The following is a 16,537-nucleotide window of genomic DNA, read 5'->3' on the forward strand; positions in this document are numbered from 1 at the left end:
AATCTCAAGCATAAGTAGTTTATTTTTTGTTTTAAAGTTCTACGGATTCCTACAAAATTATTTAGTTACTTCAACTTTTCCTAATTTCTCATAGAATTTTACTAGAGCAGAATGATCGCTTTGTCCCTCTCCATCTAAATGCAAATTTCTAAGCATTTCTAATACTTGATTTGTAAGGAAAAGAGGTGCTCCTACTCCTGCTGCAGTTTCAACAGCATTCTTTAAATCTTTTATATGTAGGTCAATTTTGAATCCTGGTTTGAAATTTCTGTCTAGTACCATTGGAGCTTTAGCATCTAATACAGTACTTCCTGCTAGTCCTCCACGAATAGCATTGTAAATTAATTCTGGAGATACACCAGCTTTAGTTCCTAGTACAAAAGCTTCTGACATAGCTGCTATATTTAATGCAACAATTACCTGGTTTGCTAACTTTGTTACATTACCTGCACCAACATCACCACATAGTACTGCACTTGTACCCATCTTCAAAAGTAAATCTTTATATTTTTCAAAAACTTCTTTCTTTCCGCCTACCATCATAGATAAACTTCCGTCAATAGCTTTTGGTTCTCCACCACTTACTGGAGCATCCAACATGTCAATTCCTTTTTCTTCTAATTTTTTAGCTATTTCTCTAGAAACAAGTGGTGCTATGGAACTCATATCAATAAATACAGAACCCTTTTTTATTCCCTCAATAACACCATTTTCTCCCAAGACAACTTCTTTAACCTGTGGAGAATTTGGAAGCATCGTTATTATAACATCACTTTTAGCTGCAACATCTTTTGGTGAAGCTCCTCTTTCAGCTCCTGCTTTTTCGAGTTCTTCTTCTGATGCCTTACTGCGATTATAAACTACAAGGTCATAACCTGCCTTTATTAAATTCTTTGACATTGGTTTTCCCATTATTCCAAGTCCGATAAATCCTACTTTCATAAGTCAATCCTCCTGTATTTCTATTTTATAATAATATTATCATACCTTTGCATTTATCATTCAATGTTCATTTGCACAAATATGATTTATTACTAGCAAACTATTTTATATATATGCATAACATTTTACAAATTAGCTTGTGGTATATACTGCATCAATTTCAATTCATCTTTTAAAACGCTGCCTATAACTATTTTACATTCATTAATCTTACTATATTTTCAACTGTTTTCTCTATATTTTCACTGCCTTTTTTTAGAGCACAGTCTAGTGTCGTCACACCTCTAACAATACTAAAAATTGAATCTATACCCTTTTCATACAGTACATCTATACCATTTTCAACACTACCTGCCAGTGCTACTACAGGTTTATTATATTTCTTTGCTATCATAGCTACTCCAATTGGAGTCTTTCCATATTGTGTTTGAAAATCAATACTACCTTCACCGGTAAAAACTATATCTGCTTGCTTAATTTTTTCTTCCAACTTAGAATATTCTATAACTATATCAATACCGTTTTTCAGCTCTCCTTTTAAGAAAACCATAAGTCCAGCTCCTAATCCACCAGCCGCACCTGCTCCAGGTATATTTAACACATCTACATTAATTTGTTCCTTAATTATCTTAGCATAATGCCTTAAGTTATCATCCAATACTTTAATCATTTCAGAAGTAGCTCCTTTTTGTGGTCCAAAGACATTAGACGCTCCTTCTTTTCCGCAGAGAGGATTAGTAACATCGCAAGCTACTTCTAATTTGACGTCCTTCAAGCGAACATCAAAATTTGTTAAATCAATTTTTTCTATTTTGCCTAACTCACCGCCGCCAAATCCAATCTCCTTTCCATCTCTGTTCATAAATTTTCCGCCTAGAGCTTGAATTGCCCCTACACCACCATCATTAGTAGAGCTTCCCCCTATGCCAACTAACAATTTTCTTATATTGTGGTTTAAACAATCTCTTATTAATTGTCCTGTTCCGTAAGTTGTTGTTATGAGCGGATTTCTTTTTTCTTTTGGCACCAAACCTATTCCGCTTGCACTGGCCATTTCTATAATACCTGTTTCGCCGTCTCCTAAAATACCATATTCAGCTTCTACTTCATCTCCAAGTGGTCCAATTACTTTTAATCTATATATATCTCCTCCTGTAGCATCAACAAGAGATTGCATTGTTCCCTCTCCCCCGTCAGCCATAGGAACTTGTATACACTTAATATTTTTATTTACTTTTTTTATTCCCTTTTCCATAGCTTCACAAGCTTCTTTTGCAGTCATACTCTCTTTGAAGGAATCTGGTGCCAGCAAAATACTAAAATCCTTTTTCATGTTTAAACCCTCCTATTGCCTAAAATCTATTCAAGAACTTAGCTTTTCTAATATATCTAAATTCTATATTAAAGTTAGCTGTTACTATTAAAAGCATTTACTATTTTTACAATTATTATTTATCATATATTTCTATTTTATTATTCTACTTTTTTACAAGTGAAACAATATTCAGTTGCACAAATATCATTTGTCGTTAATATTCTCTTTTTATTTATTTGCATAACTTATTTTTGATCCTAGCTCTTATATAAAAAAGGATTTGGCATTGAACTTAATATCAATGTCAAATCCTATGCTATAATAAAAGTTTTTGTTGTTACTTAATAACTTTTATATCTTCGTTTGCATGAAACTTTTTACTTAAGTCAACAGGTTCTACCTTATCTACTATAAACAGAAAAGCCAAAGCTCCAACAACAGCAACTGCAGAAGTATAATCCATAGCTAAATGAAAATTACCAGTTTTTTGATGTAAAACTCCAAAAATTATTGGACTAACTATACCAGATAAATTTCCACAAAGATTAAGTACACCTCCAACTCTACCTATCATGCTTTTAGGTAAAACATCACTTAGAGCTACCCATCCTAAGTTAGAAGCTGCATTTGCAAAAAATGCAATTGATAAAATAATTACAGCTATAATAGGTGTCTTTTCAAAGAAATTTGCTAAACATAAAATGGATGTAAAAAGTAATCCTGCAACTATTGGTATTTTACGAGCTACGGTCAATGATGTTTTTTTCAATAAATAATCGCTTAAAAATCCTCCAAATAGAACTCCTGCCATAGCCATCATATAAGGTAATATTGCCATAAATCCTGCTTTTTGTATTGGTAATTTTAATCCTTTTTGAAGATAAACAATAAACCATGTCATAAAAAAATATAAAGTAGATGCTACCGCAAATTGTGTAATAAAGATTCCCCAAACTCTTCTTTGCTTTATTACATATAAAATTTCATCCAATGAAATCTTATCTTCTTTTTTTGCTCCAATTTCATTAGGATTGTAAGCACCGTTATTTTTTAAGTAATCTAATTCTTCTTGATTTATACGTTTACTGTCTTTAGGGTCTCTGTATACAGCCAACCATATGATACCAAAAACGATTGCAATTCCACCAGAAAGATAAAATACTGATTCCCAACTTATTTTAGCAACCATAAAAGCTAATATAGGAGTAAATACTGCTAGTCCTATATACTGTGCAGATGAATAAATACTTATTGCTCTAGCTCTTTCCTTATTTGGAAACCAAAGTGCTGCTATTTTTGTATTGCTTGGGAAAGCAGGTCCCTCCGCTATTCCAATTAATATTCTACAAACTATAAGTACCATAAATGAAGCACCAATACCTGCAAACAACCCCTGCGAACTAAATGCCATAATAAATGTGAAAAATCCCCACAATACCATAGCTCCACCATATAAGAATCTTGCTCCAATTTTATCTAATATCATTCCAACTGGTATTTGAACTATAACATAAGACCATGTAAATGCTGAAAATAAAACTCCTAACTGGGTAGAATTTATTTTCAGCTGTTTTTGAATTGCAGTACCTGCAACTGATAAATTAGCTCTATCAAGATATGTTATTGCAACAGCCACAAAAAGCATTAGCAATATCAAAAAACGTACTTTTGTAGGTTTTTTTTCTGTATACATATTTTCATTCCTCCACGATTGTTTAATAATTAACTTATTATTTACCTAGGTTACTTTAATGTCTTAAGACTTTTATAAATGTTTACAAGTTTATTATCATATTTTTCGACATTTCATTCAATGTTCAGCTGCACAAATTTAAATCGTTATCAGGAGCGTTTTTTCATATATATGCATAACTTTTTTAACTCATATTTATAAGCAAAGCTAGCTTCAATACAAAGATAACGTATTAATAATTATACTCTCACATAAACACATATAAATTTAGGACTGCTACACTAATAGTTGGTGCAGCAGTCCTAAACGAAAGCATATTTTATCTTACTAAACAAGGGCGTTTATTGTTAAACTTCCAACCTGGAATTAAAAATTGCATAGCAACTGAATCATCACGTGCCCCTAATGACATTTTTGTATATAATTCATTAGCTTTCTTGACTTGTTCCATATCTATCTCTACACCCAAGCCTGGTTTGTCTGGAATATCTATCATACCACCTACAATCTTAAATGGATTTTTAGTCAAATACTGACCATCCTGCCATATCCAGTGTGTATCAATTGCAGTTACATTTCCTGGAGCTGCAGCTGCTGTTTGAGCATACATTGCAAGTGAAATATCAAAATGATTATTTGAATGTGAACCCCAAGTAAGTCCAAAATCTCTACAAGTTTGTGCTACTCGTACTGAACCTTCCATTGTCCAAAAATGTGGATCAGCTAATGGAATATCTACTGAATGCAGCTGAAGAGAATGTACCATCTGTCTCCAGTCCGTTGCAATCATATTAGTAGCAGTAGGCAAATCAACAGCTCTCCTAAATTCAGCCATGACCTCACGCCCTGAAAAACCATTTTCAGCTCCACAAGGATCTTCAGCATAAGCCAAAACACCTTTTATGTTTTTGCACAACTTTATAGCTTCGTCTAATGACCATGATCCATTTGGATCAAGAGTTATACGAGCATCCGAGAAACGTTTAGCCAAAGCTGTTACAGCCTCTATTTCCTTTTCTCCACTTAAAACTCCGCCTTTCAATTTAAAATCTTTGAATCCATAGCGTTCCTGTGCAGCTTCTCCAAGTCTTACAACAGCTTCTGGAGTCATTGCTTCTTCAATACGTAATCGTGACCAATCATCCTTTGAATCAGGTTCACTTACATAAGGTAAATTTGTTTTTTTCCTATCACCTACAAAGAATAAATATCCCAAAACTTTAACTGATTTTCTCTGCTGACCCTCACCTAATAATTCGCAGGTTGGTACATTAAGAAATTTTCCCATTAAATCAAGTAATGCTGCTTCTATTGCAGTAGCTGCATGTATAGTGGTACGCAAATCAAATGTCTGAAGTCCACGTCCACCAGCATCTCTAGATGAAAAAGTTTCTTTTACATTTCTAATTATTGATTTATATTTTCCAATACTTTGTCCCACAACTAACGACTTTGAATCCTCTATTGTCTTACGTATAGCTTCGCCTCCTGGCACTTCTCCAACACCAGTATTTCCTGCATTATCCTTTAAAATTACAATATTACGTGTAAAAAAAGGTCCATGTGCTCCACTTAAATTAAATAACATACTATCATGTCCTGCTACAGGAATAACTTGCAGATCAGTAACAACAGGTGTATTCTTTATCACATTTTTACTGTCATTCATGTTCTAACCTCCATAATATAGCATTTTACCTTACCATGCATGGTTTTTTACTATCAAACTTCCAATCTTTTATTAAATACTGCATGGATATAGAGTCATCTCTATCCCCACAACTCATTTTAGTATATAACTCATTAGCTTTCATAACCTTATCCATATCAACTTTCAAACCAAGCCCTGGCTTTTTAGGAAGTTCTATCAACCCATTAGATATTTTATATGGAGTTTTAGTTAAGTATTGTCCATCTTGCCAAATCCAATGAGTATCCATTGATGTAATTTCTCCTGGGGCTGCGGCAGCAACTTGAGTGAATACTGCTAATGATATATCAAAATGATTATTTGAATGTGAACCCCAAGTGTATCCCCATTCATTACATATTTGCGCCGCACGTACTGCACCATTCATTGTCCAAAAATGTGGATCTGCTAAAATTATGTCAAGTGAATTTAATGAAAGACAGTGACCAAACTGACGCCAATCTGTTGCTATCATATTTGTTGCTACTCTTAGTCCTGTAGCTCTCTTAAACTCAGTCATAATCTCTCTTCCTGAAAAACCTTTTTCTGGCCCACAAGGATCTTCAGCATAAGATAAAGCTGTACCAGCATCCTTGCATAGCCTTATAGCTTCTTCTAAAGACCATGCCCCATTAGGATCTATATTGACATTAGCATCTGGAAATTCTTTAGCTAAAGCTTTTATAGTTTCTATCTCTTTTTCTCCTTCAAATACTCCTCCTTTTAATTTAAAATCTTTTACTCCATAACGTTCTTTTACTGCATGAGCCTCTTCAATAATATCTTCTACAGTTACCATTCTCTTTCTTCTTATTTTAAACCATGGGTCCTTGCTATTGCTTTCATCAATATATGATAAATTCGTTTTATTCTTATCTTCTACATAAAATAAATAACCAAGCATTCTCACAGCATCTCTTTGTTTACCATCTCCAAGCAAAGATGCTACTGGAAGATCCATATATTGTCCTAATAAATCCAGTAATGCAGATTCAACAGCAGTTTCAGCATGAACCACAAAACGCAAGTTTTTTAAATCAAGTTCTTGAATACCTTCCCCATTATTTTGATCTGCACCCCAAGTCCTATTTTTTAATTCATATATTATACCCTTATAATCACCTATATGTTTGCCTATAACAAACGGCTTATAGTTTTCCAAAGCCTTTCTAATATGCTCTCCTCCATGTATTTCACCAAGCCCTGTATTACCTGAATTATCTTTTATAATAACTATATTCCTTGTAAAAAATGGTGCATGAGCTCCACTTAATGTTAATGACATACTGTCATATCCTGCTACTGGAATAACTTTCATATCTGTTACAATAGGTGTACCTTTACTACTCATATTAAATCTCCTCCAAATTCTGTATTTCTATAAAATATGAATCATTTGCATATATCCATAAAATTAATACAATAAAAAAACACCTCAAAGTTTCAATTTGGACTAGCATGAATTTAAAATATTAAGAAAACATACTAATAATGTCTAAATACTTTGCAATTTAATTATCATATTTTTTCATTCTTCCTTCAATGTTCATATGAATAAATTTCAATCGTTATCAAAGTCACTTTTTTATATATATGCATAAATATTTTTCAAAGAAAACTTTTACACATCAAAATAAAAAACTTACATTTTACTATTTTTTGTTCAACATTTCCGCAAAAAAGTATGCCTATTGTGCAAAGACAATAAGTTATATGATAAACACTTTTATTATAACTAATTAAATGATTGAGAGAGTGTTTCTATAATAAGCTTTTGGGCTTCCTTAAATTCTTCCCTACAGTTCTCAACAAAACCGTGCTTACTATTTAGGAACCTTTTTATCTTCACTTCTGTACCAACCTCAACCATCATCATTGCATATTTTTCCCCTTCAAAACGGAAACAATCTTTTCCTGCTGTTATTACAAGTGCAGGTGGTAAGCCTGTTAGCATTTCTTTTGTGGCAAATACTGGAGATACAAGTGGATTACTTTTATCCTTTTCATTTTCAATGTATAACGAATTAAATGCTCTCATTCTATCTACAGGAATAACATCTTTATCTGTTATCTTATCTTTAGGATCAGTAGCAGCATCCAAAAAAGCATAATCCAAAATCTGCAGTTTAATTTTAAAATCTTTACTTTGATTTGCCATAATAGCAATTGCTGCAGTTAGATTTCCACCTGCACTATGCCCTCCTACTGATATTCTATCTCTATCAACACTCAAATCAGCTGCATTATCAAATGCCCATTTAACAATATCGTAACATTCATTAAGTGCTGACGGAAATGGATGTTCTGGTGCAAGTTTATAATCAACACTAATTACTTTACAACCTAACTTTGATGCAATCTTACTGCTAAGTAATGTATCCCTTTTTTGATATTCTCTTACAAAACCACCGCCATGAAGGTTTATATACAATGGATATACCTTCTTATTTTCTTTTGGGCTTACTATATATATGTGGGCATCTCCATCTCTTGTGTGTATATTTCTTTCTTCACATGTAACAAAGTTTAAATAGTTTTCATATTCCTTAGAAATAATAGTTTTAACTACAGTAGTACTTCTTAACTTTTCTGCCATTTCTACCTTTTCTTTTTTAGTTAATTTCAACTTGAAATTCCACCTCCATTTAATGCTTGGCTCTATTAATATTAATTACTGATAAATAATGTATTATTTGATTTTATATCCCAAATTTTCAATAGCTATGTAGCACTCATCATCTGTTTTTAAAATATATTTTGCAAATACTTTTACAGATGTAATAGTATCTGCACCATCACCACCATAACCCATATTCCAGTCTGCTCCACCAGGAATAACCTTACCTCGCATTTTCTCACCCTCAAAACTGCCTCCACTGATCATAATTGCTCGAAGATATCCAAAATCATTTGCTCCAACTTCGAGCCTTTCAGGACAATTCACTTTCAGTTCCATAATTAATTCAGCATCCAACTTTGTAATCATACTTTTCCTCTCCTTCTATTTTAATTTCTTATAAGCAAATTCTAATCCTTATGAAATTTACTCCTTACACATTAGGAAACAATAGATTGCATACCATCCCAAATTAACTTTTTATCCTCTTCACCACATTTTATTTTACTAACAATATATTCACCAATAATCCTCAAATTTTTCTCTGTAGCATCTAATTGTATATCTCTTAATGTAGTCGGCAAATTAATGGATCGTAAAAAATTTTTATATTGATCAATCTCATCATTCGAACGTCCATTAATTTTCATCTGAAGAGATAGTCCCAAAGAAACTAATTCTCCATGAAAAAACTTAGCTTGTTGTTCTTTAAAAAACTTAGTTATGCAATTATAAAAATAATGTGCAATCGCTATCTGATTTCCGCTATTAGCTAAGGACGATGCCATCCCAGTTAGTACAATATTAGCACAAACCATATCCTCTACTTCCTGTGAATTGGAATTATTGTTTACATCATTTACAGCCTTTCTGCTCATTTCTATATATTTGTTCCAAGTAAATTTTACCACCTGCATAGCTAAAGACATTGAACTTGATTTCTTTAACTTGAGACAAGATGCCATTCTAAACTGAATTTCTGGATACTTTGCCATTCCGTTTCCTATTCCAGCCGCCAGCATACGAGAAGGACATTTTTTAGCAATAATATTTGTATCTATAATTACACAATCTACTTTATGTTTGAGAAACATATTGTCTAGTACCATTCCATCATCAGAGTATATTACACTAAGAATAGAATAACCCGCACATTGTGCTGCAGTAGTTGGTACTGTAACAATTTTTTTACTAAAAATATCAGCTGCAGCTTTAGCTGTATCTAAAACCTTTCCTCCTCCAATGCCTATAATAACATTAGCATTAAATTCGTTTGCCTCTTCTCCAATACGGTTTATCTGTGCTATTGTGCAATAGCCACTAAATATATGTACCTTATAATCGATTTCTTCGCTTTTCAAGCTTTGTTCTATTTTATCAAAGGAAACTCCAAGTGCAGTTTGTCCTCCAATAATAAAAGCTCTTTTTCCCAATTGTTTGACTTCTCTTCCAACAGCTTCAAGTCCACCAGAAGTTTGAATGTATTTACTGATAAGTCCAATACTATTCTTCTTACACATTCTAATACCTCCTCTACTCTCTTCCAATATAATCATCATATTTTTTTTAAGTAATATCAATATTCAATTGCATAAATAGTTATAGCTATCACTTCTTGTTTTTATGTAATTGCATAGTGCCTTGTTCAAAAATATATGATTTCTCATAGCAGAGGTTTAGAACTTAAAAAACTTTATAAATAGATTCTTAATATATACCAATCAATTTCCACCACAACATTCCAATTCCAATGAGAATTAAAAGATGTGCTATTGAAACGCAAAAACCTACAAACCACCATTTCTTTTGCTTAACATATCCTTCCGAAAAATAAACTCCTCCTTGTGCTAATCCATAATGAGTAAGTCCAGAACTTAAAGCTGATATGTTAACTAGTAAAAATATAGATACTATTGTTGGAGCTCCAGCACTTAGTAATATAGTTAAAAAGGCTGAAAATAGGGCAGTAAAATGTACCGTATTGCTTGCAAACAAGTAATGCAAATAATACATTATAATACATACTATAATTAGTGTAAGCATCCATGATTTTGTATATATGTGGTCTCTTACTATACTACTTATCCATTTAATAATTCCTAATTTGTTTAGTTGACCTGCCATCATCATAAATGCTCCTAGCCATATGAGTAAATTCCATATTTCTTTTTTGCCAGTGAACTCTTCCCAGGACACAATTCCTGTAGAAATTAATATTATGAGCCCTAAGACTCCTACAGTTGTAACATCTAAATTTATCTTATTCCCAATGATCCAAAGGAAAACTACTATTGCAAATACAAAAATCATTAGTTTCTCTGATTTACTTATAGGTCCTAATTCTTCTAATTTTTTATCCATCAATTCTTTAACATTGTCCATCTTTTTTATTTCTGGAGGACATAAAAAATAAATGATTATGGGTATAACTATAAAAGCTGCCAATGATGGGAGTAATGCCATTAAAAACCACATACCAAAAGTTATATTCTCTTTTACTCCCAAATCTCTAGCCATAGTAATTGCCAGTAAATTTACAACCGAAGATGTCATAAATAGAGAAGATGAAATAAGATTACTATGTAGTGCCGTAAGCATTAAAAATTCTCCTGCTTTTTTCTCAGTTCCATCTCCAACTTTTGATCCATAAGCTCTTGACAAAGATTTTGCAATAGGAAATACTATTCCACAAGACCTAGAAGCAGAACTTGGAATCAACATAGACAATATAATTTCACATATAACCAAAGAATATCCTGCACCTATAGTTCTCTTACCTATCTTCTTAATAAGATTATAGGCAATCCTTTTGCCAAGTCCTGTTTTAGTTATCCCTATGGAAAGGCAATCAGCACATACAATCAGCCAAATAACTCCTTCTGCATAGGATGAAAATGCTGTTTTTACTGTAATAATGTGTGTGCAAGTTAAAATAAATATGCCTATAAAGGATGCTAGTCCAAGTGATACAGCACCTAAAGCACAGGCAACTATAATAGCAATAAACACTGCCAAGAGGTACCATCCATTTCTAGGTACCATATTGGGTTTAGGTATAAAACAAATTAGTACTCCAATTAAGATTGATATTAGTAAAGGCTTTAATTTAACTGGAGAATTAAATTTAATTGCCTTCAAATTTAAACTATTTACCATATAATCCTCCCCAAATAAATTTAGCTAACATAACAATGTTAGCTAAATTTATTATTTCTTTATTTTAAATCACTTATGAAATTTGGAAGGTCAAAGCAGGACTTTACAATTTGTTTTGTTAAATAGCGGGTATTTAAAGGCAATCTATCTACATCTATATTGCAAGGATCATAGACATCTGATGCCATTGTAAAGCTCCACAATCCTCCAGGATAAGTAGGAACAAAAGCTACATATGTTTTTACAATTTTAAAGTTATCCTTTAATATTTTTCTCGTACTTTCAATTATATCACGATGCAGCATTGGAGATTCACTTTGACATACCATTACTCCGTCAGAATTTAATGTTTTTTTCACATTTTTATAAAATTCTTCTCCAAATAAATCTTTGGCAGGTCCCTCTGGATCTGGTGAATCAACTACTATTACATCATATTTAATATCTGTGTTTTTTACATATTGAACTCCATCTCCAAATTTGAAATTCACCCTTTTATCAAAATTTGCTCCTCCACTTATCTTTGGAAGAAACTTTATACATTCCCTTGTTACTATTTCATCCAGCTCAACCATATCAATTGTTTTAAGTTCTTTATACTTTGAAAGTTCACGGACTGCCCCGCAATCTCCCCCGCCAATTACCAAAACCTTTTCTGGTTTTTTGTGCGTAAGTACTGGAATATGGGTTATCATCTCATTGTATATAAACCCGTCTGCAGAAGTGGACTGCATTATTCCATCTAGTGCAAGACATGGGCCAAATGCCGCAGTGTCAATCAAAGCTATCTCTTGATAGGGGGATTTCAAATAAGAAAGTACCTTGTTAACTTTATAAGTGATCTTTAAATTTTTTTTCTCAACTTCAAACTCCTCAAACCACAGTTCGCCATCAACTTCTTTGAAATACTTTGGTAATTGATTTATTTTCATAATACTCCCTCCGTTATAATTAATATTTACATATCTAATAAAGTTTTACTCGATTAATTATAACTAAAACAAAGATGTATTTCAAAGATTAATCTAAATAAAATTTTTTAAGGCATTTGAAAGAAAATAACAAGTCAAAGATGCGACGTATATTTTTTATCAGACAAGGGGACAGGTTCCGCAGATAGTGAATCCTATCTAAGGGTTCTACCGACGCAGTATGATAAAAAATAGGCTAGCATACTGACTTGTTATTTCTTTGAAAATGCCTAAAGTACATCCAAAGTTACTTTTCTAGTAGGCTTTGGAAATATCCTGTCAAGTTGAATTAAATCTTCTTTAGATAAAACAATTGATCCAGTTCTTGCATTTTCTATTACGTGTTCCTCACGGGAAGCTTTAGGAATTGCTATAACATCCTTTGTCCTTATACTCCAGGCTAAAAGTATCTGTAATGGCTTTGCATTATATTTTTTCGCCATATTTATTAAAATAGGATCATCTAATAACTGTCTTCTCAATTTACCACCTTTGGCAATTGGGCAATACGCCATAATTGGCATGTTGTGCTTTCTCTGCCATGGCAGTAAATCAAATTCAATTCCCCTTGATCCCAGGTGATATAATACCTGATTAACCATACAATTTTCCCCATCTTTACAACTTGAAAATTCTTTCATATCTACTGTATCTAGATTTGATACTCCCCATCTTAATATCTTTCCCTGCTTTTTCAATTTTTCCATGCCTTTTATAGTTTCTTCAAAAGGCACACTTCCTCTCCAATGCAAAAGATACAAATCTAAATGATCCGTATTCAATCTTCTTAAACTATTTTCACAAGCAGTAACTATATTTGAAAGTCCTGCATTGTATGGATATACTTTGGATACAATAAATAACTTGTCTCTAATGTCCTTTATTGCCTGTCCTACTAAAACTTCAGAACCACCATCTCCATACATTTCTGCTGTATCTATAAGTGTCATCCCAAGTCTTATTCCCATTCTAAGAGTTTCTATCTCACTTTTTCTCGTTTGTGAATTTTCGCCTAGATACCATGTGCCTTGTCCTAATGCTGGTACTAAAGTTCCATCTGGTAACTTTACCAACCTTTTCTGATTTACGTTTCTAATTTGTTCTATTTCTTCATCACTTATTAAACTCAAAATATCAATCCCTTTCTTTGCATAATTATAGCCACTAATTTTTATTAGTTTCAAAATTAATAATAGAGCAGTACAGCCAAAATAAATCAATATAATTTTTAGGATTCATATTAGTAATCTTATATATTTTGTTAAGACGATAATTAAGGGTATTTCTATGTATGAATAATTTATTTGATACTTTATTTAACTCTCCATTTTCTTCTATGAAAGCTTTTAGTGTTTCTCTTAATTCACCATTCTTATCATTTAGTTCAATTAATCCATAAGAATCCTTTAATTCATTGATTTTCCATTGTGCATTATCCTGAAAAAATAGCATCTCATACTTCAATACATCAAAAATGTATACGTTATTATCAGGATGACTTTTTTTTCCAAATAAAAGTGTTTCTCTGGCTATTTCATAGGATTTATGCATGTCACTTAGTTTAGTATATACCTTTCCAACAGATATTTTTACATCAGTATTAGTTTGATTTTGTATTTTCTCATAAATTCCCTCTATTCTATCCTTACAAGTTATAGCCCTGTATTTTATATTTGGACACTTATATAATAAAACGATAGTCTTTGAGTCAATAACTGCTACTAATGATTCCTTAAGAGTACCCTCCAAAATTGATACTATGTTTTTTAATATATCCAAATCTTTTCTATTTGAAATCTGTTTAAAATTAGCCTGTATAATAAAAATAGTCATAGGATAATTAGAAGCTATTTTAAATTTTTTAGTATATTTTTCAAGCAAACGAAATGATCCCTGATCATTTTTAATAAGTGAAAGTATCATATCCTCTTTAACCCTGTTACTCCATTCAAGTTCCTTCATAACATAAGCTTGTTCTATTATCATTTCTGCAGTCATTTTGATAAGCTTACCATAGCCTATAACCTCATCTCTTTTTCCAGTAATACCTATTACTCCTACAATTTCATGTTCAAATTCAATAACTATATTTGTACCCTGCTCTACTCCATTCAATTTTCTACATTGATTTTCATCAATACTGAATTCAGATTTTCTTCCAATTGCAAGAACTGCACCCTCATGAACGCTTCCAATTCTATCTTTATTACCCGATGCTATTATAATACCTTGTTTATTCATTATATTAATATTTTTATTCACGGCTTTCATAGTTCTATCCACTATTTCTTCAGCCAATTTGGTGCCAATATCCATTTAATCTTCCTCCTGACTATATAATAAGAGTAAATCTTATTCTGCTACAATGTGCACATAAATAAAAACATTTAAGTGATAACGATTAATATTTGTGCAATTGAACATTGCTATATACTCCGATAAATACGATAATGATGCTGTAAGGTTATTCATTTAGAATTAATCTTATTATAATTATAATATAAAAAGGTTAATATTTCTAATTTTATAGGAATATCGTACTAAAACTTGGGAGGAATTGTATTATGTTAAAAGGGGTTTTTACACCAATGATAACTATTTTTGATGAAAATGGTCAATTTGACAGTAAATCAAATAAAGCTATGATTGAAAAATTGATTTCTGATGGAATATATGGAATATGTATACTAGGAACTACAGGTGAATTTTTTAATTTAACTTTTGAAGAAAAGAAACAATACATAAAATTTGCATCAGAAGTTATAGATGGAAGAGTTAAATTAATAGTTGGCACAGGTAGTACCAATTTAAAAGAAGTTATTGAACTAGGTAAATTTGCAGAAGAAAATAATGCAGATGCAATATTGGTTTTACCTCCATTTTACTTTAAGTTAGATGACAATCATGTTTTTGAGTATTTCTCCATTATAGCAGAGAATACAAATTTACCCATGATATTATACAATATTCCTCAAAATACAAAGGTAAATTTATCTCCAGATTTAGTCTTAAAATTAGCTAACAAATATGAAAATATAGCAAATGGCGGCGTAAAAGATACTACTCCAGCCCTAGCTAATGTAAGAAATTTTGTAGAAAAAGTTAAAAGTGTTCATAAAAACTTTGCTGTTTTCTCTGGAATCGATGAATACCTTATACCAAATCTTATAATAGGTGGAAATGGTATTGTAGGAACTCAGACTAATACTCAAGCAAAATTAATGGTTGAAACTTATAAAACTTTTATGAATAAAGATTTTGATAAATTGCTATTACTTCAAAAAAGAATAAATAAGATTATGGCTGTACGTGAAATGCCTGGCAGCAACAATATATTGTCTACAAAAACTGCGGCAAGTATAGCACTTGATATGGATTTCAACACTTCTATAAGATACTATGATATAAAGCTTCCTAAAGAAACTAAAGATAGGATCGAAAGAATTGTTAAACAAAAATAGTATATTTGTGATTAAAAAAGAAATGAAAGTAGATTAATCTACTTTCATTTCTTTTTAATTTTTACTTTTGAGCATATACTTAAATACCCATTGTATAGAATGTTCTATACAATGGGTATTTTTACTTACCTGGCAGCGACCTGCTCTCCCACAGAGCCTCCCCTGCAGTACCATTGGCACTGTGAAGCTTAACCTTCCTGTTCGGTATGGAAAGGGGTGTTACCTTCACGTCATTACCACCAGATACCGATTTGTCAAAATCTTTGATTTTGGTATAAATCGGTACTCATCAGCTTTAGCTGATTGAGTCTCATTAAATTGGCGAAAATTGCTATAAACTTCTCATATTTTCGTCAAGGTCTTCCCTGCGGCGCTCATTTACACAAGTAAACTCTGCTCCTCATTCAAGCCTTTCCTCAATCTGCTCGCTTCTATCAATTTTCTTATATATTATCTTTTAAGAGTTCAAATTACTCTGTCCTCTCAAAATTGCACAGTAAACTTTTCTTTCGTTTTTATTTGGTCAAGCCCTCGACCTATTAGTATCAGTCAGCTTAACAAGTTGCCCTGCTTACACCTCTGACCTATCTCCTCGTGTTCTTCGAGGGGTCTTACTAGCTTACGCTATGGGAAATCTTATCTTGAGGTGGGCTTCACACTTAGATGCTTTCAGCGTTTATCCCTTCCCAACT

Annotated in this window: 13 protein-coding genes and 2 rRNA genes; 1 reads left to right on the forward strand and 14 read right to left on the reverse strand. The window is 32.1% G+C overall.

Annotated features, from left to right (window positions below; genetic code table 11):
* Window positions 1–57 precede the first annotated feature (57 nt).
* The 12 genes from garR to CLRAG_RS04485 form a co-directional block, all read right to left on the reverse strand.
* A complete protein-coding gene (garR, locus tag CLRAG_RS04430) occupies window positions 58–942 on the reverse strand; it encodes a 2-hydroxy-3-oxopropionate reductase (RefSeq protein ID WP_063555433.1) in 885 nt (294 codons plus the stop codon).
* A gap of 190 nt (window positions 943–1,132) precedes the next feature.
* Window positions 1,133–2,275: a glycerate kinase family protein gene (locus CLRAG_RS04435; protein ID WP_065077278.1), complete on the reverse strand. Its 1,143-nt coding sequence runs from the start codon at window positions 2,273–2,275 to the stop codon at window positions 1,133–1,135.
* A gap of 319 nt (window positions 2,276–2,594) precedes the next feature.
* Complete coding sequence (locus tag CLRAG_RS04440; RefSeq protein ID WP_338030831.1) at window positions 2,595–3,980, reverse strand: MFS transporter; 1,386 nt, start codon at window positions 3,978–3,980, stop codon at window positions 2,595–2,597.
* Window positions 3,981–4,269: 289 nt separating this feature from the next.
* Window positions 4,270–5,619, reverse strand: a complete 1,350-nt coding sequence (gene gudD, locus CLRAG_RS04445; protein WP_065077280.1) for a glucarate dehydratase — start codon at window positions 5,617–5,619, stop codon at window positions 4,270–4,272.
* A gap of 25 nt (window positions 5,620–5,644) precedes the next feature.
* Window positions 5,645–6,991 carry an enolase C-terminal domain-like protein gene (locus CLRAG_RS04450; protein ID WP_065077281.1) on the reverse strand — a complete coding sequence of 449 codons (1,347 nt, stop codon included), beginning with the start codon at window positions 6,989–6,991 and terminating at the stop codon, window positions 5,645–5,647.
* Window positions 6,992–7,375: 384 nt separating this feature from the next.
* A complete protein-coding gene (locus tag CLRAG_RS04455; RefSeq protein ID WP_065077282.1) occupies window positions 7,376–8,266 on the reverse strand; it encodes an alpha/beta hydrolase in 891 nt (296 codons plus the stop codon).
* 63 nt (window positions 8,267–8,329) lie between these two features.
* Window positions 8,330–8,626, reverse strand: a complete 297-nt coding sequence (locus tag CLRAG_RS04460) for a DUF3237 family protein (RefSeq protein ID WP_065077283.1) — start codon at window positions 8,624–8,626, stop codon at window positions 8,330–8,332.
* 71 nt (window positions 8,627–8,697) lie between these two features.
* A complete protein-coding gene (locus CLRAG_RS04465; RefSeq protein ID WP_065077284.1) occupies window positions 8,698–9,777 on the reverse strand; it encodes an iron-containing alcohol dehydrogenase family protein in 1,080 nt (359 codons plus the stop codon).
* 187 nt (window positions 9,778–9,964) lie between these two features.
* Entirely contained in the window at window positions 9,965–11,413 is a 1,449-nt protein-coding gene (locus CLRAG_RS04470) for a DASS family sodium-coupled anion symporter (RefSeq protein WP_065077285.1), read from the reverse strand.
* Between the two features lie 59 nt (window positions 11,414–11,472).
* A complete protein-coding gene (speE, locus tag CLRAG_RS04475) occupies window positions 11,473–12,345 on the reverse strand; it encodes a polyamine aminopropyltransferase (protein WP_065077286.1) in 873 nt (290 codons plus the stop codon).
* A gap of 269 nt (window positions 12,346–12,614) precedes the next feature.
* Complete coding sequence (locus tag CLRAG_RS04480; protein WP_065077295.1) at window positions 12,615–13,514, reverse strand: aldo/keto reductase; 900 nt, start codon at window positions 13,512–13,514, stop codon at window positions 12,615–12,617.
* A gap of 34 nt (window positions 13,515–13,548) precedes the next feature.
* On the reverse strand, window positions 13,549–14,700 hold the full coding sequence (locus CLRAG_RS04485; protein ID WP_065077287.1) for a sugar diacid recognition domain-containing protein: 1,152 nt from the start codon (window positions 14,698–14,700) through the stop codon (window positions 13,549–13,551).
* 248 nt (window positions 14,701–14,948) lie between these two features.
* On the opposite strand from CLRAG_RS04485, the gene CLRAG_RS04490 reads away from it, so the two are divergent.
* Entirely contained in the window at window positions 14,949–15,845 is an 897-nt protein-coding gene (locus CLRAG_RS04490) for a dihydrodipicolinate synthase family protein (RefSeq protein WP_065077288.1), read from the forward strand.
* Between the two features lie 127 nt (window positions 15,846–15,972).
* On the opposite strand, the gene rrf is transcribed toward CLRAG_RS04490, so the two are convergent.
* A 5S ribosomal RNA gene (rrf, locus tag CLRAG_RS04495) occupies window positions 15,973–16,089 on the reverse strand.
* Between the two features lie 275 nt (window positions 16,090–16,364).
* Window positions 16,365–16,537: ribosomal RNA gene (locus tag CLRAG_RS04500) — 23S ribosomal RNA — on the reverse strand; the annotation flags it as partial.

The sequence above is a fragment of the Clostridium ragsdalei P11 genome, assembly GCF_001675165.1.
GTDB lineage: Bacteria > Bacillota > Clostridia > Clostridiales > Clostridiaceae > Clostridium_B > Clostridium_B ragsdalei.